We start from the raw sequence: 19,529 nt of genomic DNA, 5'->3' as shown, positions 1-19,529 counted from the left end.
AGGTTTAAAAATTACGCTTTCTCAGCACGACTAGAAATTGCCGCAAAATATTTCCACTCGCAGCCTTGGTACCGGCAAATAACAGATTGCCCCGTATCAATTTGAAATAGATACAGCCAGCCATGGCAAACGAGTTGCCGAACCAATGCATGCTTGTTGATGATTTGATTAATAGCATGCTGCGGAGCCTCAATGAAGACACTCAAGCGCTGCGGCGTGTGGCGCAAGATTTCGCCGTCATGCAGGGATTGCCATGGCAGGCCTATGCGTAAATCACCACCATTGCCTTCAAAAACGCCGATATGCCCGCCCACTACGTTGTGTAAAAGCTTGTTGCCGCTGCCAAAGCGTTGCGGATCTACGGTGGAGGCGTTGTACTGCATATTTATCCAATGCGCGACCACCATGGGAGCGGTCATGATCAATTCCAGAACCTTAAAGTCAGCATCTTTTTGCCACTGGTAATCATGCAAAAAAGCCCGACCCGCCAAATCCATATGCTGGCTGCGACTGCGCGGCGCGACGATAAAAGCGGCATTATTGGCCAAACCCCACTCTGGCCGCACCTGACCCCAGTCGTTAGCGCGCGCTTTGACGGCGCGCTCTAACGCTAGCGGCTGATGGCGCACCGCCTCTAAACCCAGCGATGGCGCTCGCTCTGCGCGGGCCAGTTGGCCGGCTTGGGTCAGCCAAGTTTTGAGCGCCATGCAGTCGGGCGCATGGCTTGGCGGCAGCAAATCGAGGTCGAAAAAATCAAATCCATCGGTTGTGGTGTTGTGTAGCCCCGCCAGAAAAACGGTGTCGTCTGGAATCTGCAAATCGCGCTCGGCCAAAGCTTTACGCGTCTGCCTATCGTTTAACAAGGCCGCTAGCGCGCGGGCGTTCACTTCGCCGGTCTGACCACCGCAAGCACCACAATCCAAGCCAGCGGCATGCGGATTATTGGCACTTTGACTGCCGTGACCGGCGAGCAAAACCAGCCGAGCAAATCCGCCAGTCAAACCCATAGCGCCTAAGATGCCGAAGGCTAAATCACAGCGCGCTGCTGCGCTCGCAGCACTGTCCTCGGGATGCGCATCTTGCAGACGTGGTCGCAGCGTGTTGGCCTGCGCCGCCGGCAGACCGGCGTCTTCGATTCGCTGCGCAGACTCTTGTGAGTCAAGGCTGGCCTTTAGCAGCTTGCCGGCATAGGCCAGACCAAAGGATTCAACAAAACTAAAGGCCGAATTGGCACTGCCGCGAAAGGCATTCCAACGCGCCTGCCACTGCAAGGCTGCGCGTCGGCGCTGCACCAGCACTTGGCCTAGGGCGGGCGAATCGCATACTTGCACGGCACTGAATACGGGGCTTAAAAGACCCGGCAACTGCGGGCGCTTAAAGACAGTTCCCAAAGGTGAAAAATCAATCGAAAGACCAAAAAATCCAGCAAAGCCTAAGGTTTGTACGCTGGGGCTGACGGACTCCAAAGCACGGCGAAAAACCTCAGAACGCACGTCTATGCAAAACACGGCCTGAACAGCAGGCGCAGCGTGCAGGCTTTCGCTATCGAGTCGCAACGGCAACGGCGCACGCAAAAGATCCGCGCACAGCGTTGTTTGATATGCCAGCTCTAAAGCGGTCTGAAAAAGCCAATCTATGCGCTGCGATTCGCGCATGGCGATTGCGTTAGCCTGAAGCTCTCGCCACTGAGCCGACCAAGTCGCTTTGACAACTTCTTGCATTTGATCTTGATGCAGTAAAACTTCCCAAGCCAAACGTATGGCGAGTAATTCCACAATCTGATCGTCGTCGCGCTGGCCAAGCCTAGCCTGCCAGCGCAGATAAGCACACCACGAGGCCCAGCCGTTGATGTCTAACAGCAAGGCCTGAAAATAAGCTTGTTGATTAACTTCAGTCAGACCCAAAGCACGCGAAGCGGCGTCAATCAACGCCAACGGGTCTTGCGGCAGTGCCAGTACTTGCGCGTTAAACCGTTGATGTCCCATGCGCAGAGCAAGTGTCAGGTCAGCCGCAGCATGGACTCGCCAACTGGCATAAACTCCCGTCTCTTGAGCCGGGGACCAAGCCGCATGCGTCTTATCAAAATAAGAAGCGCAATGCTGACTTATCTGGTGCACCACCGTATCGCGCCAGCTCATTATTTGCGGCGAGTCGCGGTTCTCATCGAGTAAAGCTGTCACCAACTTCAAGTGTTCTACCGGCCTGCCCTGCACGGTCAAATTAGCCACCAGCTCATCGACGCTGATAGATGTTTTACTAGACGCAATCGCCGCCTGCAACGCGTCCCGCGTTATCTGCCCCGAGGCCCACGCCTGTTGATAAAAAGCGCGCGGCATTAGTAAGCGCGAACCGCACAGGCTGGCCAGTTGCGCGGCGGCCTGCTCAATCGGCTGATCGACAAAACCCCAATAGGGATTGACCGCTATCAATTGATCTAGCGGCCAAGCTGGCGCCGTGTGTTTGCACGCTTGGGAAATAGCGCTGGCCAAAGCAGGGTCTAGCGTTGTTGCGGCAGGAATAGTTTGTTTCATGAGAAAAGTCCTTTGATAACGGCGCAAGAAATAAGCACAGTCGTGCGATCAATTTTTTACAGTCATTGATTTCAAGCGCAGTGGCCAGAGTTTGAAAGCAGCGCGGGTAAACCAATGATCGAGAAACAGTCCCGCATAAAACCAGGGATATAAACGCCGTGCAACTGCCCCTTGCGGGTAAGCCGCGATCACGCTTTGCAGACAAAACAGCAGGCCAAAGCAGGTCATCACCCAGATCAACTCAAAAGTACTAGGCGCGTCATAGCGCACGGCTACCCACAGCACGAACACACTGTGCAAAGCAAAGTAGATATTGGCGACGACAAAAGCGCTGAGCAACACCAGCGGCCAAGCCATCACGCCCTTGCCTGCGATGGGATGCAAAAGCAAAGGCGCGAGTGCCAGACTCAGCACCAGCGCTAAAACCCAAAGCGCGGGCTGGACATTAAACTCAATCCCCCAGACCCAGCCCGCGACAAACACCATGCCGACTCCAACCACAGCGCCCGACAGCAAACGCAGTAATGAAACCGGTGCGGCTGGCGCCGTCATTTGGGCAATCCGAGTACGCTTAACCACCCCGCCCGCAGCCAAGAAGGAATGCGCCTTATACAAAGAATGGGCTAGCAAATGCAGCAAAGCCAAATCAAAAGCGCCTAGACCGCATTGCATCAGCATGAACCCCATTTGCGCGCAGGTAGACCAAGCCAGAGACACCTTGATACTGATGCGCGTCATCATCACTAGCGCAGCAATAACAGCCGTCGTGCTGCCCACTACTACCAGCAAGATTTGTGCAGTAGGTACTTGAGACACCAGCATGCCAAGCCGAATAAGCACAAAACCGCCCAGATTCACCACCCCCGCATGCATCAAGGCAGAAACCGGCGTCGGCGCTTCCATGACTTGAATTAGCCAGCCGTGAAACGGCAATTGCGCGCATTTTAGAATCACCGCCAACACCAACAAAACCACCGCCACATGCAGCGCAACCGGCAGCACAGGCAAGGCTGCAGCGCGCAGCAAAACTTGGTCAATTTCCAGCGAGCCTAAGCACCAAGCCAGCAGTACTAAACAAATCAGTAGCAAAGCGTCGGCGCTTCGGCTGATCAAAAATTTCTTGTGTGCGGCGACCAAAGCCGGCGGTCTGGCCGAATAAAAAGACAACAAACGTCCCATAGCAACGCTAGTGGCCAGCCAAGCCAAAGCCAAGACGAATAAATTATTCGTAATGAGCACCAAACTTACCGCCGTCAAGGCCGCCATGAGAAAGCAGATATAGCGCCGTTGTCCACGGTCACCCGCCAGATAAGAGGCAGAAAATTGCACGATAACCCAAGCGATAAAACCAACTAACAGCAGCACACTGCTGCCAAGCATATCGGCGCGAAGGTTTAGGCTAAGCACATCAACGCCGGCCAACGTAAGCGGCGCAAGCAATGGCAAAACCTGCGCTGGGCCAAGCAGCGTAGCCAGCATAGTCAACACAGAAAAAACCAGCGCGAAAAAAGATCCTATACGCGCTACGCGCCAGCAATTAGGCAAACTCAGCACAGCAAAATTCACAAGACCGCAGAGCGTCAAAAAAATCAGCGGAATCGCCAGAATTAAGCCAGTACGCAAGACGACTAAATCAATCCAATAAAAAATCACAACAGCACTCCCAAAAACTTTATAGCGGTACTTTGCCCTTTTTTTGTATATCTGTAAAATTCAGATAAAAGCATAATTAATCAATAAAAACAGAACGATTTATGACGCGACTCAACTACCATCATTTGCATTACTTCTGGGCTGTGGCCAAAGAAGGTAATCTCACACGTACAGCTGATCAGCTACATGTTTCGCAGTCAGCACTGTCAGCGCAGATCAAAAAATTAGAGGAGCAACTTGGCCAAGATTTGTTCACCCGTCATGGGCGCAGCTTGCAGCTGACTGAAGCCGGACGGCTAGCGCTGACCTACGCAGAATCTATTTTTTCTACCGGCAGTGAGTTGATGGCGGTGATTAAAGACGGTCAACGGCAAGAACGACAAATTTTGCGTATCGCATCATCCGCCACCTTATCGCGAAATTTTCAGGAAAACTTTATCAAACCATTGCTAGAGCGCAGCGATGTAACACTTGTTCTGCAATCTGGAAGTCTTGAGGAGTTGCTAGCCCGATTACGTGTGCACGCCTTGGATTTAATTTTGTCTAACCGGCGCGTACTCACCACATTGGACGACCCGTGGCGCTGCCGCCGTATTGCCCGTCAGCCAGTCAGTTTGGTCGGCCAACCCAGACCCAAAGGCAAGGCCTTTAGTTTTCCGCAAGATATCACGCAAGTGCCGCGGTTACTACCCAGCCGCGATAACGATATTCGCTCAGCCTTTGATCTAATATGCGAGCAAAAAGGCCTGCGTTACCAAGTTCAAGCCGAGGTCGACGACATGGCTCTTTTAAGACTGCTAGCGCGAGATTCAAAAAGCGTCGCGCTTTTACCCACGGTAGTTGTTCAAGATGAAATACGCAGCGGAAAACTAGAGGAGTACTGCATAGTGCCAGACCTCTATGAAAACTTTTACGCGATTACTGTGAAGCGGCGTTTTGATCCGCCGCTTTTAAAAACCTTACTAAAGCGCACACAAGACGCACTCTAAATCTAGTGTGAATTAAAAATAAATCTCTTAGTGCTAACTACGGCGGATTCAAGCTTGAAGTGCAACAGCGTGTTAGTTGGACTTTAACTCTTCCATAAAAACCTGATGCGGTGTTCGATACCCCAAACATTTTCTAGGACGATGATTGAGCCTGTGCATCGCTAAAGCAATGTCATCGTCGGTGATGCAATTAAAGCGCATCCCCTTTGGGAAAAACTGGCGAATCAAACCGTTCATATTCTCGTTTGCCCCACGCTCCCACGAGGCGTATGGATGGGCGAAAAAGAAATCTGCACTCAGCGCAGAAGCTATTCGTTCATGCTGAGAAAATTCCTTGCCGTTATCTGTCGTGAGTGTGTGCACGCAATGAGCGAATGGTTTAAGTAAAGTGATTAACGCGTCCCCTACGGCTTGCGCTGTTTTGAATGGCACGTGGAAAATTATTGAATACCGAGAGACACGCTCGTTAATCGTCACTAGGGCTTGCTTCTGCCCGGCACCAATCACCAGATCAGCCTCCCAGTCGCCAAAGCGCGCACGCTCAAGCACGATGGCGGGTCGCAGTTCTATTGAGACCTGGCGAGAGATGGTGCCGCGCCGTTCACGGCCGCTGCTGCGTTTTTTTCGCGTCTTCTGGCAACGCAGTGTTTTATGCAAGCTGCCGCCCGCGCGTTTGTCAGCGTAGATGTACTGGTAAATGCTCTCATAGCTAACACCGGGTTGGCATCGAGCTTCGAGGTGGCCGCTGATTTGTTCGGGGCTCCAAGCCTCAGCCAACTTTTCCTCCACTACAGCCCATGTCGAGTCAGCAACTCTAGGACTGTTGGCGCAGGCAAGTCTACGTTCTTGGGCTTTGTCATTTGCCTGCTTAGGGCGATAGCCTCGTAGACCGCGGTTACGACGCAACTCACGGCTGATGCTCGATTTATCACGGTCCATCATTTTTGCAATTTCACTTTGATTGAAGTTTGCTTTGGCGAGGATTGCAATCTGGTAACGTTCGTCACGGGTGAGGTGTGTGTAAATCATTCTGGGCAACTTTGACTTGGTGGTCGGGAAGCTTGGATGCTCTCACATCTCACCCACCCGTCCGGTTAGTTTCAAAGTTGCACTTCAGACTTGAATCCGCGTACAAAAAAACTACCGCATTAAAAAGTTTAATATCGCGCTTTTAAAACTAAGAATTGGCTATGAATATCTCTACGTTGAATCAGAGAGAAATACTTTACTCTTCACTTAAATTTTTAAAAATCGATTTTTATTTTTTGTACTAGAAATTAATGCCTCTTGATTAAAAAATATCTTTTGGTAAAAAAATACCGGACAAGATTACACAGAAAAATTGATCGTTTGTATTTAATATTGCATTTAAATAAAACGGATAATGTGAGCGCAATAAGTCGTAAAAGACATTGCTACCGCATCACATCAAGACATAGAAGTCTCAAAAAAATACTTTTGGCTTAAAGCTTATTTAAAACTGATGTGTACTTCAATCAAAGTAAATTAACGTACACATTAACAAATAAGCATCAGATTAAACACAACACCTGACATTAGACGTTGATGAATAATCGCTCTCAAATTTCAATAATGAAAGTTAGATAAATTATGTAATTTGATCGACAAAAAATTTATTCCTCTTTAAATTTATTCGGCACCTTGCTCGCAATTAACTACTCATAATCAGTAGCCATTTAAAATTACATAGTTTTTTAAAGACAACTAGCTCTTCAAAAAATATAAGTAAAACAGCTTTATGGCAACAATATAAATTGTCATTAAATGTGACATTTGGTACATTATCCCGGTAAGTCGCTTGTCAGGACTAAACGGCGTTCTGAAGCAAAGATCAGAAATACAAGCCGACAAAACCCTAGCATTTCGGAGTTGATATGCCCCCTAGTATTCACAACTATCCCACGCGAGTTTCTACGTCAAAGCCCGCAGATTCTGAGGATCACACATCACCTCTAAACCCAAGCAACGGAAAATTTAATAACCGATCAGTCTCACCTGAGCCAGGCTTTGCGTTAACCCATCAGGATACAAAATCCATTCCATTCTTACCCCCTTTGTCGGTGCGAAGTGTCAAGCAAGAAAGTACACAACAGTCACGCGTTGCACAATCCAAAAACTACACAGGCTTTATTACTCGGCAAGAACTAGAAGCCAAAATTAACCGCCAACAAAATGATGAGGCTAGTGATTTTCCCGGCATACGCACCGTCTCGTCCGCTTACAAAACTGTACTCAGTGGACTAGAAAATTATCATCGCTCGGTCAAACCGATATGCCCCTGTACTAAAGAAGATGCGTTGCTTCATCTAAGCCTAATGAAAAAACAGCTAGACATCCTCTCGCAAAGCATATTTATCTATAACAACGGCTGGCCGCACGGCAACAAAATTAGCATGCGGAATTTGCAATCGCTTGTTGAAAATGAAGACGCCAAGCTAAACACACTCGCTACGCAGTTAAGAAATGGCGACAAGCTGCCGCAAGAAATGACCATCACAGAAGCCCTTGCATTAACGCAGCAGCACGTGATGGTTAAGGATTTTCAACGAACGTCCACTGCATCAGAAAACAATTTTCTCGAGACAGAAAAAACAATGCAAAAAATGCAGCCAAACGCAGAATAAGTTCCGCAAAAAACATTGCCGCAATATCCGTCGAGAAGCGCACCGCTAGACAAACTTGGCCCCAAAGAAATTCGCGATTTCGTTTGAGACTCAACTCGCTTAAGCGCTATTTAACCCATTGATTAAGTTGAATAATCGGCAGCAATACCGCCAACACAATTAACATCACCACCAAGCCCATGGCAACGATTAGCAGCGGCTCAAGAATAGTTGCCAGCGCCATGGCACGGCGCTGTACTTCATTTGAGAGCTGCACCGCCGCACGTTGCAGCATCAGTGGCAGTTGACCGGTCTGTTCACCAAGACGCGCAAACATACTCACCAACGCAGGGAAACGTTTTTTCTGCGCCAATGCAGAAGCCAGCGGCGCACCTTCTCGCACCAACACTAAAGCATCTAATGCATCAGCGCGCATGGCACGGTTTGACAGCGTCTCAGCCGCCGCTTGCAAGGCCTTGAGTATCGGTAAGCCAGCCCCAGCGAGCATTGCCAATGTGCTGGCAAAACGGGCGGCGTTGTAGTCACGCGCCAACCGCCCAACGATGGGAATGTTAAGAACTCCAGCATCGAATTTTTCACGAAAACCATCGTCCTTTAAGCCCAAGCGAAAACCCAAAACCAGTACCACCAAAACCAACAACATAGCCCAACCGTAGCTACGCACAAAGTCACTTACGGCCAACATAGCTACCGTTAAAAACGGTAGCGCCTGTTTGGTACCCACGAAAACATTGGCAACTTGAGGCACGACATAGCTCACCAAAAACATGACTATGACGATCGCCACCAAGGTAACAATAAAAGGGTAAAGAGCGGCGGCGACCAACTTAGACTTTAGCGTCTGGCGCTCTTCTAAATCATCTGATAAGCGATCCAGAACCAAGCCCAAATTACCGCTTTGCTCACCCGCGCCAATGACGGCGGTATAAATTGTTTCAAACTCACGTGGATGTAAGGACAGCGCGCGCGCAAAGCCCGAACCGCCGTTGACCTCAGCACGCAGTGACGCCACTAGGTTGCGCTGTTTCTCATCTTCCGCCTCATCCGACAGCGCACTGAGGGCACGCTCTAGCGGCAAACCAGAACTCACCAGTCCAGCCAACTGACGCGTCCAAATCGTCAGTCGCGCAGCATTGAAAACCCGACCACCAAACAAATTAGTTTGCAGTAAAGAAGTGGGTGCGCTCGCAACGCCGCCGACACCATCGGCTACCGCATTGACTTCAAGCGGCACCAAGGCTTGCGCGCGCAGCAAGCTGCGAGCGGCGCGTGCGGTGTCAGCCTCTATGACGCCGCGGCGAACTTTTCCGTCGCGCTGCATGGCTTCAAATGAATAGGCGGGCATGGTTGCAGGTGTCTCGCTAGGCTAAGTGAATATTGAAAAAATTAGTGACTGAAAAGCTCTGCGCTAATCACGCGTCACCCGCATCAACTCTGCGGGCGTAGTGATGCCGGCGGCGACCAAGCGCTCACCGTCTTCTCGCATCAGCGTCATGCCGCCAGCCACTGCGGCTTCGCGAATCTCGGCTTCGGATGCACGGTTATGAATCTGAGCGCGCGTGCCATCGTTGGCAACCATTAGCTCGAACACACCGGTGCGACCTTGGTAGCCAGTCTGAGCACAGGTATCGCAGCCGCTGCCTTGGCACGCAGCACAGACCTTGCGCACCAAACGCTGGGCCAGCACGCCAAGCAATGAAGAGCTGAGCAAAAACGGCTCAACGCCCATATCAGTCAGGCGTGTGACGGCGCTGGCAGCGTCGTTGGTGTGCAAAGTAGCGAGTACCAAGTGACCCGTCAGTGAGGCTTGAATAGCAATTTGCGCGGTCTCAAAATCGCGAATTTCACCAATCATGATGATGTCCGGGTCTTGCCGCAAAATTGCTCGAAGCGCTTTAGCAAAAGTCAGATCTATGCGCGCATTGACCTGGGTTTGACCGATGCCGGCGAGTTCATACTCAATCGGATCTTCCACCGTCATAATATTTGCCGCGCCCGAGTCCAGCCGCTGCAAGCCGGCGTATAGCGTGGTGGTTTTGCCAGAACCGGTCGGGCCGGTCACCAATATGATGCCGTGCGGTTGGGTGATTAATTGATCAAAGCGGCGCAGCACATCGCCCTGCATTCCGACCGATTCGAGGCTGAGTTTGCTCTCGCTTTTATCTAATAAACGCAGCACCGCACGCTCGCCGTGAGCACTGGGCAAAGTGCTCACGCGCACGTCAACAGCGCGTGTGCCTATACGCAGCGAAATCCGCCCGTCTTGCGGCAAACGCTTTTCTGAGATGTCGAGTTCGGCCATGATTTTTAGCCGCGAGATCAAGGCCGCATGCAACGCGCGGTTGGGCTGCACGACTTCGCGCAGCGTGCCGTCGACTCGAAAGCGCACGCTGGAGTGGCGCTCATAGGGCTCGATGTGAATGTCACTAGCTCCGTCCCGCGCAGCTTGGGTTAGCAGAGCGTTGAGCATGCGAATAATGGGGGCGTCGTCTGAGGTCTCTAGCAAGTCTTCTATGGCCGGCAAATCCTGCATCATGCGGGACAAGTCGGCGGCTGACTCGACCTCGCTGACAACGGCGGCGGCACTCGACTCGCCCTCGGCATAGGCGGCGCTAATGCGTTGGGCCAGCGTGCCATGGTCGGCGCGACGCAGCACCGGCATGCGCTCTTGCCCGTATTTGCGCATGATCTCGCTCAACGCACTGAGCTCGTCCAAACGCAAGCTAGCGTCATGCCACAAATTTAAATTGTGGCCATCGTCTTCCAGCAGCAAAAAGTTGCTGCGAGCAAATGCATATGGCAGTAGATAGCGCATGGAGAGACTTTTTCTAGTGAGCGTAAGGTAACGCAGGCGCAATTGACTTGATGCTGGAATTAATATCTATCAAAGGCGCGGGACTTCGCGGTGCGGTAGCCGGGCGCAGCAATGGCATCACCGGCGAGCTGTTGATAGGGACGGTTTCACTGGCTACCGGCTGGGCAGTTTTTTGTTTGCCGCGCATCAAATCGTAGCGATCCATTGACAGATCTTCGGTGGAAGACGCGTCGCGTACCACCACTGGCCGCAAGAACACCATCAGATTAGTCTTTTTACGGCTGCGTGATTCACCCTTGAACAGATTGCCGAAAAACGGCACATCGCCCAGGCCCGGGACTTTTTCTTGGTTGCCTGAATACTCATCTTGCAGCAGTCCACCCAGCACCACGATAGCGCCGTCGTTGACCACCACATTGGACTCAATCGAGCGTTTGTTGGTGATCAAACCGGTGGCCGAATTAATCGAGGCGGGCTCTACGCTGCTGACTTCTTGATAAACCTGCAGTTTGATAGTGCCGTCCTCGCTGATCTGGGGTTTGACACGCAGCGTTAGACCCACATCTTTACGCTCTACCGTTTGAAACGGATTGACTGAGCCAGAGTTGGAATTGTTGCTGGTGAATTGACCCGTCACAAACGGCACGTTACGGCCCACGACTATGCGGGCCTCTTCGTTATCCAGAGTGAGAATGTTTGGCGTGGAAAGCACATTGCCTTCACCACTAGACTCCAAAAAACGCGCTAAAAAGCCGAGTACCGTGACACCGCCTTGCCGCGTACCGACCGCAAGATTACCACCAGTCGAAGGTGTGGCCGTGCCATTAGACAAGCCCAAAATATTGCTGCCGCCCACGCCAAAGTTAGTCCCCAATAAGGAAAAGTTATTGCCGCTACCACCCAAGCTGCCTTGGAACTGTATGCCGAACTCGGCGAGCTTATCGCTGCTGACCTCGGCAATCAGGCTCTCTACATAAACTTGGGCGCGACGCGCATCGAGCTTGTCGATAACGGCGCGCAATTGACGGTATTGCGGCTCAGGCGCAGTGATGATTAAGGAGTTGGTAGCTGGATCAGCCTGTATCTGACCACCAGTTGAGGGTTGGGCGCTATTTAAAGCACTGGCAGTAGCGCTGCTTTGACTGGCGTTAGAACCCGTGCTAGCGCTGTTGGTGCTACCAGAGCCCGAGCTGGCGCTGGACAAACTAGTGACCCCGCTGCTGCTGCCCACTGACGCCGAACCACTACTAGCGGCCAGCGCAGCACGCAGCGTGACCGCAAGTTTGCTGGCGTCTGCATTCTTCAGGTAAACCACATAGATGTTGCCGGTCGCGGAGGACTGGCCGTTGCTATTGCCGCTAAAAGAAGCTTGGTCAAGCTTTTCCACCAGCGTTCGTACCAGCGCTAGGCGGGCCGGATTGGCGGCGCGCAAGATCAAAGAATTGCTACGCGGCTCGGCCACCAATGTAGTTTTATACGCACCATCAGTCTGGCCTTGGGCTCCACCGGCAGCACTGCTGGACTCTATCAAGCGCGTCACCAATGGCGCTAAATCCGTAGCAATGGCGTGCTGCAGGCGCAAAATTTCTACACCCGTAGCGTTGGCTACGTCGAGCGCAGCAATGATGGTGGCTATGCGCTGCAAGTTGTCGGCATAGTCGGTGATGATTAAGGAGTTATTGCCAGGATTGACGTTAATCGTGTTGTTGGGACTAATTAAAGGCCTTAACACCGGCACTAAATTATTCGCCGTCTCATGGTTGAGGCTAAAAATCTGCGTCATGATTTGGCCGCTGGCCGTCGGCATGGCAGTTGCCGATACCGCAGATACTGCCGCGCTTTGCAGCTTGGCTTCGGCTTCGGGTAGCACCAAGTAAAGCCCGGCTTTCTCGATCAAGGCAAAGCCTTGAATTCGCAACTGGGTTGTGAATTGTCGCAAAGCCTGAGTCGGTGTGACCGGCGAGCTAGTCACCAGCGTCATAGTGCCCTTGACACGCGGATCAACCACCACATTGCGCCCAGTGATGACCGCAATCGTGCGGGCCACCGCGTCGATTTCGGCATTTGAAAAATTAAGCGTCACAGCGCTGCCTGGGCGATCCGACGGATTGCCAGCAGACGCCGAAGTTTGCGCCTGCGCTTGAACACCATAGCCGGCCAGTAATAAACAAACCGCCAGCGACAACAGCGCTCCCCCAAAGCGCGCAAAAGCGGCGGTTTGCGCGGGGCTTGTAATGGCGGCCAGCGCTGAGGGTGATGTTGGTGTCATGAATTTATCCTAGGGTGATGATGGAGCGCGGCCCATTGCGGCGTCCAATGATGTTGAGCAAATTGGCCAGCGCGGCCTCGTGTTCCGGCAAGGCACTGGCCTCACCATTAAAGCGTAGCCGCGAGCCAACCCAACTGCCTGAGCCGCTTAGCTGCAAACTGCCTTCTAGCGTAGAGAGAGTGAGTAATGGTGTGCTGCCGCCCGCAAGCGTCATGCGGTAACTACCCATGGGCTTGAGGGTAGACAGGCGCGACGACATGGCCAAAGCGGTAAGTTCAACCCGTCCGTCAAAAGCCAGCCGACCGGCAAACCATTGCACCTTAAGGTTCTGCGTCGACAGCTCAAGACTGCCCTCTGCTTGAACCGTATTCCAAGGTGTTCCAAGTCCGGCCAGCATGTTAGCAGGCCACTGCGAGCGGCCATCAGCCAGTTGCAGCGCCGCGCCGCGCAGGCCTAGCTTTAAAGTCGCGCGTAACGGCGTAGTCGTGCAGCAGTCAGCCGATAGCTTTAAATTAAGCGCACCCCAGCCAGGCCTTAAAGACCAATCCACGATGCCGGGCAGTAACGCACTTTCAAGACTGCCAGCACCGCCCGAAATCAGTAACCGCCCAGAACCCGTCCACACCGTGCCGCGCACAGCGACGATTTGCAACTGACCGGCACTGGCTTGGTTTAACGCACTAGCTAGCCAGCGTGCTGGTGCGTAAAACACCAATGCAAACAGCAAGCCGAGCAGCGCGCCCAGCACCGCCCAGCGCACTGGTGCACTAGCCTGTGGATGGCGCGCAGTCTGACGAAGGGAGGAAGCAGTTTGTCGCATGCAGTCTCAGGCTTTACGGATTAGTTGGCTCACGAAATCAAGTAGTCGCATGCGTGCTTACTGCGTCGGCAAACTGAGTACCAGCGTACCGTCCCAAGCCGGCACCGCAACTGGCGTGCTGGCAGCACTGCGCCGCAGGGCTGCTTCGCTAGGAACGACGTGGGCGTTGATACGTGCTTGAGACAGCCATTCGGCCAGCGCAGCTGCGGGTACTGCTGTGAGCGTGAGCGTGACACGCTCGCCCACCACATTGAGCTTAGCGCTGCTGCCTAAGCGTTGCTGGACCGAGGTCTCTAGCGCACGCAAAGCCTCGTCGCGGCGAATCTTGGGTTGCGCCTGCAAAGTCTTAGCCTGCTGCTGCAAGCCAAGCATTTTTTCCAGCTGCGCATTCAGACTGCGCTGCTGCGACTCGGCCTGAGAGAGTGTTCGCAAAGGCGGTGCCAACAACATTAGCCAAACCAGCGCCAACGCAATCAGAGCAGCGACGGCCATCAGCATGGACTGCTCGCGCGCGGCCAAACCGCGCCAGTGCGCCTGCAATGCAGCGCTGAAAATAGCGAGTTGCTTCATGGTTTGACCTCAGGTCGGGTAGAAGTACTGGTGTTTAGGCTGACTTTTAAGGTCTCGCCATCAAGATTAGCTGCATACGATTGGCTGCGCAGCCTAAGCGCTAAATCGCTGCCCTCTTGGGCTGAGAGCTGCAAGCCTTTAATACTCGCTTGGCCCGACGAAAAATCTATGCTGGTGGCTGATTTGTTGCTTGGTAAGACTGTCGCCAGCGCGGCCAGCATGGGTTCTAAGTCGCGTCCGGATACAGCGCCCGTGGCTAGTCGCAGACGGTTGACTTCACGCTCCATCTGCAGCGGCGCATCTATCACCAACTGAACCTGCGGGAAAGTCTGGGTCAGCGCGGAATTGATAGCATCGCGCTGCAGACCTTGCGCCGACTGCTCTTTCCAAGCCCAAGCATTAAGCCCAATCACATTGCCCAGCAACAACAACACAAAGCCCCAGCGCGCGGGACGCCAGCCGGGGGAGCGAAGCAAGTCCACGCCCAGCAGCGAGAGCCGCCTGAGGTTGCGGGTGCGGCCAGAGTTGGCGAATTCAAACTGCGCCAAATCCCAGTTAGAGCGGGCGGCATCTAGCCAAAGCAACTCACGCGTCAGCAAGCCGACTTTGCGGTCTAACAGTTGCTCAGCCATCGCCGCAACCGCGGGTTCGGCCAGCACGGGTGCAGCTTGTGCATAGTCCAGACTACCGGGATCACCGTTGGTGGGCGGCAGCAACAATAAGGCCGTAGCACTGAGCGGCAGGCGCAGCACGCCTTGCACATCACGGCCGGTGAGTATGAGCTCGGCATTGTCTAGCTCACCCGTGATGTAGATTTGCTGGTCTCGGGTTTCGGGTGCGAACTCTGCAACTAGGCGGTAAGCACTGCGGCCGGCAGACTCCAGCGCCTGTAAATGGCTGCTGAGCCAAGCGCGGTCACAGGCTGCGACCCAGAAACCGGAAGGGCCGCTTAGCAACGCTAAATGCAGCCGAGAGGGCTCGTCAAGCAACTGGTCTTCGAGTAAATTTTCTAATACCGCGCGTAAGCGTGTTGAGCCTGAACCCACGCCCTTGGGCAGCTCCACCGAATGCCAAGACAGTCGGCATGCAGGCAGTACAGCCACCACTTCAGAGCCACGCTCTAGGCTAGGGAGCAAAGTCAGCGCGGCGCTACCCTTTGCCGACAGCGCGCTGCCGTCGTGCGTCAACGCGTAGCCGTAGCTGGTGTTGGCGCTGTGTGCGTCCGAGGGCAGACAAAGAAGGAGTTTGCTCATGTACGGTGTTGATACCTTGTAGGTACGGTATTGATGGCGAAGACGCCCTTCAAAAAACTAAAAAAATTGATACAGAAAATTTGTATACGGCGAAAAAAACGAATTGGATGTGGCGTTTCTTAAATTTCACTTATTAGTTAAAAGAGTCTAGCGTGTAAAAACGGGCTGCTGGTTTACCTTTGTACTGGAGTGGACGCCAAGAAATCCGGCGCAGAAATCCGATCTCGCCAAAGTGTTCTCACTATCAAGCCTTCCCGCTGCACCAGCGAGCGTTCTTGAACCACGGTTTTTTCCACACGCAGACGGCCCAGCACCTCAAAGAAATCCGAGGCCACTGAAAAGCTACTGTTTTGAAACCTCTGATCCTGCGCACTGAGTACTCGGTCCGCCTCGGTCAAATTGCGAAAGTGGCTGCTCGCGCGCGCCACCACCAATCTTTGCGCATCGGCCAAGCTCAGCCCTGGCGTGCTGGCGTAAATCACTTCTGCACTGGCGGTGTTGAGATTGATCGCTGTGCGAATCGGAAGCAGGGTAATGAAAGGCTCAAGCCTGGCCAAGGTTTCCGACGGCATACCCAGCCAAGCGAGTTGTTCGACCCGCTCAGGCCTGAGCGGCATGCTTGAACGGTTTTCCGTAGTCGGCGTCTGTACCGAGAGTAAGTAGCGGTTCGCCATTAGGCTAAGTGGCTCGGGCGCCAGGCCTAGTAGCTCAAACAAGCGTGTGAAGCTGGCCATGCCGGCCGGCGACAAACGGCTGCCCTCTATCAGGTTGGCCACATTTAAACGCGCCTGCACATCGCTAATTTGGCCGGATAAAAATGCCTTCAAATCGGTATCACTGGCGCCTGCATCCGCCGCTAAAAAACTCGACAAACGCGCCTCGTTAAGCGGCACAGCCCAAGGCTCAGCAAGGTGGTCAGCGCCGCCCGCGCGCGCGTCCTCACGCAGTATCAAGCGAGCCCAGTCTAGCGAGCCGGTCAAAATCCAACCCGACTGCACGCGGGCGCGCTCGGACGACTCGACCTCTATGCTGCGAAACTGCTGCCACAGCGCAGCCGAGGCAAAAGTGGCCACTAAGGTCACCGTCAGCATGGCCGCAAGTAGCGCCGCGCCGCGCTGATGCGTCATGACTTATCCCCGCCCAGCGTGGGCCTGGCCCAATCGAGGGTGAGCTTACCGCCCAGCGCCAAACGAGTGGGCAACATCAACTCCAAACGCAAACCTTCAGGCAAGCTGGGGCGGGCAAGCACTAGCGGCTTGAAGCCGGCGATCTGCCCAGAACTGCCAGCGTTGGCGTTGGCGTTGGCGTTGGCGTTATTGCCGTCGCTGGACAAGGGGTTGGTCCAACTGTCGTTGCGGTAGTAAAAGATTTGCCAATTATCAAGCGGCGCAATTAGCGCTTCGCGTGCCCGCTCTTGTGTGCTCGGGCTTTGTGCCCAACTCGCGGCTTGGAGCCAAGACTCATTCCACTCGCCCAGCGTGCGCAGCGTCGGAGACTGCCAGCGCAGCCATTGGCCACCGCTTTCGTTGCGCCGACTCCAAGCGACAACCACCAAGCCATCCGCCAGCGCAGCAGTGCGGCGCGTGATGCGCAGCGCCCTACCGTCCCAGTCCAAGCTGGTGTAGTTGGGCGACTGAACCATTGCATCGAGATCAGTCTTCCACTGAGACAAGCCAATTTGCAGGGTCAGCAACTCATCCGCACGTTGACTGGTTTGTGCCTGCGCTCGCGACATGCCGTCCAGGCCGCGCCAACTGAGCACCGCCATCAAGGCCATGATGCTGATGGCCACCAGCAGCTCTATCAGCGTGAAGCCGGCGCTGCGCTTAGGTCGACGGGTTTTGAGCATGTCAGTAACGGGTAACTATGGTGGCGATTTGCAAAATGGCTGCGCCGGCGTCGCTGACCTGGGCTTCAACACGGCGAAACTGCGGGTTTGGCGTCGGCCTTACCACCAGCGTGACGGTCAAACTGCGCCCAGCTTGCTCACAGGCCACGACGTTATCACCCACACTAGGCATCTGATGCGAGAGCCGAATTTTGACCAACTCATTTTCAGCACACAAATGGGCCAGTAATACGTTAGCTTGGCGCTGGGCATTATTGGTCAATGCAGTGGTGGCCTGCGTACCTGCGAGCAGAGCAATCGCCACAATCGACAGCGCGACAAGAACTTCGATCAGAGTAAAACCGCAGTTGCGAGGACGCAAAAAACCCCGCCTCATGGAACAACCGCTTGCACCGTAAAGGGTCTGAGTCCATCCGTGGCCACGCGTAAAACTTGACCCGCGCCAGCCTCACCAGGCAAAGCCGCACTGACCACATCTATTGCTTGAGGACCAATAATCGGTTCCGGTCCAAGCGCCACAACAGCCGCCGTGCCCAAGACAGCGCGCGCAGTAGTACCGCTGGTCAGCCAAGCCGTGGGCAGCGCATTGCCGGGCAAACCTTCAAACTGAAATCCCTGCTCAGTGGAATGCCAGACCACCGCTACCCCACTGGCACGCGACTGCGCTCTAGCCGACTCAAACAACACCGCCAGACGCTGGGCATCACGCTCAAGCGCAGTCTGCGAACTATCCCGCATCGCCAAGCTAACGCCAGCCGTCGCCAAGGCCATGATGGCAATAACCACCAGCAACTCAAGCAACGTAAAACCGCGTGAAACAGCCCGAGACATACCGCGAGCGAAAGTGGGAACAGTCAGCGATACGCAGTTCGCTAACGTGGGGGCAACGTTCCGCCGCCGGGCCGCCCCAAGGCGGAACACACCCCCTATTGGGGCAGCAAGCGACACGCAGTGCGCGAGCGTGGGGGCAACGTCCTGCCGCCGGGCCGCCCCAAGGCAGGACACGCCCCCTAGTGGGGAAGCAAGCGACACGCAGTGCGCGAGCATGGGGGCAACGTTCCGCCGCCGGGCCGCCCCAAGGCGGAACGCGCCCCCTCGGGGGGCAGCAAGCGACACGCAGTGCGCGAGCGTGGGGGCAAACACTACTGCCAACTGCCTATATCGGCATTTTTACCCTCACCACCCGGCTTACCATCAGCCCCAAACGACATCACATCGACTTCACCATTAATACCTGGATTGAGGTAAATGTAAGGCCGCCCCCAAGGATCATTGGGCAACTTATCAAGATAGGATTTCCAATTATTCGGAATCGGTTCAACGTTAGGTTTGGCCCGTAAGGCCTGCAAACCCTGCTCTGAGGTCGGCATGCGCTGGTTATCGAGTTTGTAGAGCTTGAGCGCTAGATTGAGGTTATTCACATCTGTACGCGCTGCCATTACGCGCGCATCTTCGGCACGGTCCAGCACGCTGGGCACAATTAGCGCGGCCAGCACACCAATGATGACTAGCACCACCATTAACTCTACGAGCGTAAAGCCGGGCTGCAACTTGCGTCGCGCAAAATTTTTAAAATCAGTCATTGGCTGCGTAATCCTTAGGCTTTAGCCATCCATCATAATCTGCGTATGGTGACAATAATTTCACAAAATAAATGGACGATTAGGCTGACAACTTTTGTGGTCTGGGCCTTGGCCGCTAGCAGCTTGGGCTTTTGGGGACTGCGCTTATCCGCAAATACCAGCGTCGCCCCACTCAAAGCGGAAGTTACTCAAGTCAAATTCGACCCACTGGCATTGGCGAACATATTAGGCGCCAATCCAGCGCAAGCATTACAAGCAACGCCTCAGGTGAGTCTGGCCAGCCGCTTTTCACTGCAAGGTGTGGTGGCCGGCGCACCCAATGGTGGCGCGGCATTAATCGCAGTCGACGGCAAACCGGCCCGCCCTTACCGCATTGGCAGCCAGCTTGAAGACGGCGTGATGCTGCAGTCTACTAATGGCCGCCAAGTGATTCTCTCAGCAACGACAAACGGGCCCGCATTAGTGACGCTGGAGATGCCGCGACTGAAAGAGTAAGCCGCTGAAAATTAGCAAAAAAACAGCCCTTTAACGCAAGGACTGTTTGTTTCATTT

General features: G+C 53.9%; 17 protein-coding genes. 3 read left to right on the top strand and 14 right to left on the bottom strand.

What is annotated here, in order from left to right; genetic code table 11:
• Positions 1 to 11 precede the first annotated feature (11 nt).
• Both HC248_RS01760 and HC248_RS01755 read right to left on the bottom strand, forming a co-directional pair.
• The gene (locus tag HC248_RS01760; RefSeq protein ID WP_168921004.1) at positions 12 to 2,531 is read right to left on the bottom strand and encodes a YbcC family protein; all 2,520 of its coding nucleotides are present in this window, start codon (positions 2,529 to 2,531) and stop codon (positions 12 to 14) included.
• 48 nt (positions 2,532 to 2,579) lie between these two features.
• On the bottom strand, positions 2,580 to 4,184 hold the full coding sequence (locus HC248_RS01755; RefSeq protein ID WP_168921003.1) for an NADH-quinone oxidoreductase subunit L: 1,605 nt from the start codon (positions 4,182 to 4,184) through the stop codon (positions 2,580 to 2,582).
• Between the two features lie 101 nt (positions 4,185 to 4,285).
• Between HC248_RS01755 and HC248_RS01750 the strand changes: the two genes are divergently transcribed.
• Positions 4,286 to 5,173 (top strand): LysR family transcriptional regulator, encoded by an 888-nt coding sequence (locus tag HC248_RS01750; RefSeq protein ID WP_168921002.1) that lies wholly within the window; start codon positions 4,286 to 4,288, stop codon positions 5,171 to 5,173.
• Between the two features lie 72 nt (positions 5,174 to 5,245).
• Here HC248_RS01750 and HC248_RS01745 read toward each other — a convergent pair whose 3' ends face one another.
• On the bottom strand, positions 5,246 to 6,202 hold the full coding sequence (locus HC248_RS01745) for an IS30 family transposase (protein ID WP_168921001.1): 957 nt from the start codon (positions 6,200 to 6,202) through the stop codon (positions 5,246 to 5,248).
• A gap of 866 nt (positions 6,203 to 7,068) precedes the next feature.
• Here HC248_RS01745 and HC248_RS01740 point away from each other — a divergent pair.
• Positions 7,069 to 7,818: a hypothetical protein gene (locus tag HC248_RS01740; RefSeq protein ID WP_168921000.1), complete on the top strand. Its 750-nt coding sequence runs from the start codon at positions 7,069 to 7,071 to the stop codon at positions 7,816 to 7,818.
• Positions 7,819 to 7,924: 106 nt separating this feature from the next.
• On the opposite strand, the gene gspF is transcribed toward HC248_RS01740, so the two are convergent.
• From gspF to gspG, 11 genes are all read right to left on the bottom strand, one after another.
• Positions 7,925 to 9,163, bottom strand: coding sequence for a type II secretion system inner membrane protein GspF (gene gspF, locus HC248_RS01735; RefSeq protein WP_168920999.1), 1,239 nt, complete (start codon positions 9,161 to 9,163; stop codon positions 7,925 to 7,927).
• 63 nt (positions 9,164 to 9,226) lie between these two features.
• Entirely contained in the window at positions 9,227 to 10,633 is a 1,407-nt protein-coding gene (locus HC248_RS01730) for a GspE/PulE family protein (protein WP_168920998.1), read from the bottom strand.
• 13 nt (positions 10,634 to 10,646) lie between these two features.
• Positions 10,647 to 12,902 (bottom strand): type II secretion system secretin GspD, encoded by a 2,256-nt coding sequence (gspD, locus tag HC248_RS01725; protein ID WP_168920997.1) that lies wholly within the window; start codon positions 12,900 to 12,902, stop codon positions 10,647 to 10,649.
• Between the two features lie 4 nt (positions 12,903 to 12,906).
• Positions 12,907 to 13,722, bottom strand: coding sequence for a type II secretion system protein N (gspN, locus tag HC248_RS01720; protein ID WP_168920996.1), 816 nt, complete (start codon positions 13,720 to 13,722; stop codon positions 12,907 to 12,909).
• Between the two features lie 57 nt (positions 13,723 to 13,779).
• Positions 13,780 to 14,292 carry a type II secretion system protein GspM gene (gene gspM, locus HC248_RS01715; protein ID WP_168920995.1) on the bottom strand — a complete coding sequence of 171 codons (513 nt, stop codon included), beginning with the start codon at positions 14,290 to 14,292 and terminating at the stop codon, positions 13,780 to 13,782.
• On the bottom strand, positions 14,289 to 15,545 hold the full coding sequence (gene gspL, locus HC248_RS01710; RefSeq protein ID WP_168920994.1) for a type II secretion system protein GspL: 1,257 nt from the start codon (positions 15,543 to 15,545) through the stop codon (positions 14,289 to 14,291). Before gspL ends, gspM begins: the two co-directional genes overlap by 4 nt.
• A gap of 173 nt (positions 15,546 to 15,718) precedes the next feature.
• Positions 15,719 to 16,672: a type II secretion system minor pseudopilin GspK gene (gene gspK / locus HC248_RS01705; RefSeq protein WP_168920993.1), complete on the bottom strand. Its 954-nt coding sequence runs from the start codon at positions 16,670 to 16,672 to the stop codon at positions 15,719 to 15,721.
• A complete protein-coding gene (locus HC248_RS01700; protein ID WP_168920992.1) occupies positions 16,669 to 17,394 on the bottom strand; it encodes a PulJ/GspJ family protein in 726 nt (241 codons plus the stop codon). Before HC248_RS01700 ends, gspK begins: the two co-directional genes overlap by 4 nt.
• A gap of 1 nt (position 17,395) precedes the next feature.
• Positions 17,396 to 17,770, bottom strand: coding sequence for a type II secretion system minor pseudopilin GspI (gene gspI, locus HC248_RS01695; protein WP_168920991.1), 375 nt, complete (start codon positions 17,768 to 17,770; stop codon positions 17,396 to 17,398).
• On the bottom strand, positions 17,767 to 18,225 hold the full coding sequence (locus HC248_RS01690) for a prepilin-type N-terminal cleavage/methylation domain-containing protein (RefSeq protein ID WP_168920990.1): 459 nt from the start codon (positions 18,223 to 18,225) through the stop codon (positions 17,767 to 17,769). The genes gspI and HC248_RS01690 overlap by 4 nt, the downstream gene beginning before the upstream one ends.
• Before the next feature lie 311 nt (positions 18,226 to 18,536).
• Positions 18,537 to 18,977, bottom strand: coding sequence for a type II secretion system major pseudopilin GspG (gene gspG, locus HC248_RS01685; protein WP_168920989.1), 441 nt, complete (start codon positions 18,975 to 18,977; stop codon positions 18,537 to 18,539).
• 45 nt (positions 18,978 to 19,022) lie between these two features.
• Between gspG and HC248_RS01680 the strand changes: the two genes are divergently transcribed.
• Positions 19,023 to 19,472, top strand: coding sequence for a type II secretion system protein N (locus HC248_RS01680; RefSeq protein ID WP_168920988.1), 450 nt, complete (start codon positions 19,023 to 19,025; stop codon positions 19,470 to 19,472).
• Positions 19,473 to 19,529: the final 57 nt, after the last annotated feature.

Source organism: Polaromonas vacuolata, from assembly GCF_012584515.1.
Taxonomy (GTDB): Bacteria; Pseudomonadota; Gammaproteobacteria; order Burkholderiales; family Burkholderiaceae_C; genus Polaromonas; species Polaromonas vacuolata.
This window is presented reverse-complemented; position numbering and strand designations above follow the sequence as displayed.

What these genes read in the sequence shown, in the direction of transcription:
- gspK (WP_168920993.1), bottom strand. Translation starts at nt 16,672, where the DNA reads ATGACGCATCAGCGCGGCGCGGCGCTACTTGCGGCCATGCTGACGGTG.
- HC248_RS01760 (WP_168921004.1), bottom strand. Translation starts at nt 2,531, where the DNA reads ATGAAACAAACTATTCCTGCCGCAACAACGCTAGACCCTGCTTTGGCC.
- gspL (WP_168920994.1), bottom strand. Translation starts at nt 15,545, where the DNA reads ATGAGCAAACTCCTTCTTTGTCTGCCCTCGGACGCACACAGCGCCAAC.
- HC248_RS01690 (WP_168920990.1), bottom strand. Translation starts at nt 18,225, where the DNA reads ATGTCTCGGGCTGTTTCACGCGGTTTTACGTTGCTTGAGTTGCTGGTG.
- HC248_RS01700 (WP_168920992.1), bottom strand. Translation starts at nt 17,394, where the DNA reads ATGCTCAAAACCCGTCGACCTAAGCGCAGCGCCGGCTTCACGCTGATA.
- gspI (WP_168920991.1), bottom strand. Translation starts at nt 17,770, where the DNA reads ATGAGGCGGGGTTTTTTGCGTCCTCGCAACTGCGGTTTTACTCTGATC.
- HC248_RS01740 (WP_168921000.1), top strand. Translation starts at nt 7,069, where the DNA reads ATGCCCCCTAGTATTCACAACTATCCCACGCGAGTTTCTACGTCAAAG.
- HC248_RS01750 (WP_168921002.1), top strand. Translation starts at nt 4,286, where the DNA reads ATGACGCGACTCAACTACCATCATTTGCATTACTTCTGGGCTGTGGCC.
- gspM (WP_168920995.1), bottom strand. Translation starts at nt 14,292, where the DNA reads ATGAAGCAACTCGCTATTTTCAGCGCTGCATTGCAGGCGCACTGGCGC.
- HC248_RS01745 (WP_168921001.1), bottom strand. Translation starts at nt 6,202, where the DNA reads ATGATTTACACACACCTCACCCGTGACGAACGTTACCAGATTGCAATC.
- gspN (WP_168920996.1), bottom strand. Translation starts at nt 13,722, where the DNA reads ATGCGACAAACTGCTTCCTCCCTTCGTCAGACTGCGCGCCATCCACAG.
- gspG (WP_168920989.1), bottom strand. Translation starts at nt 18,977, where the DNA reads ATGACTGATTTTAAAAATTTTGCGCGACGCAAGTTGCAGCCCGGCTTT.
- HC248_RS01680 (WP_168920988.1), top strand. Translation starts at nt 19,023, where the DNA reads ATGGTGACAATAATTTCACAAAATAAATGGACGATTAGGCTGACAACT.
- HC248_RS01730 (WP_168920998.1), bottom strand. Translation starts at nt 10,633, where the DNA reads ATGCGCTATCTACTGCCATATGCATTTGCTCGCAGCAACTTTTTGCTG.
- gspF (WP_168920999.1), bottom strand. Translation starts at nt 9,163, where the DNA reads ATGCCCGCCTATTCATTTGAAGCCATGCAGCGCGACGGAAAAGTTCGC.
- gspD (WP_168920997.1), bottom strand. Translation starts at nt 12,902, where the DNA reads ATGACACCAACATCACCCTCAGCGCTGGCCGCCATTACAAGCCCCGCG.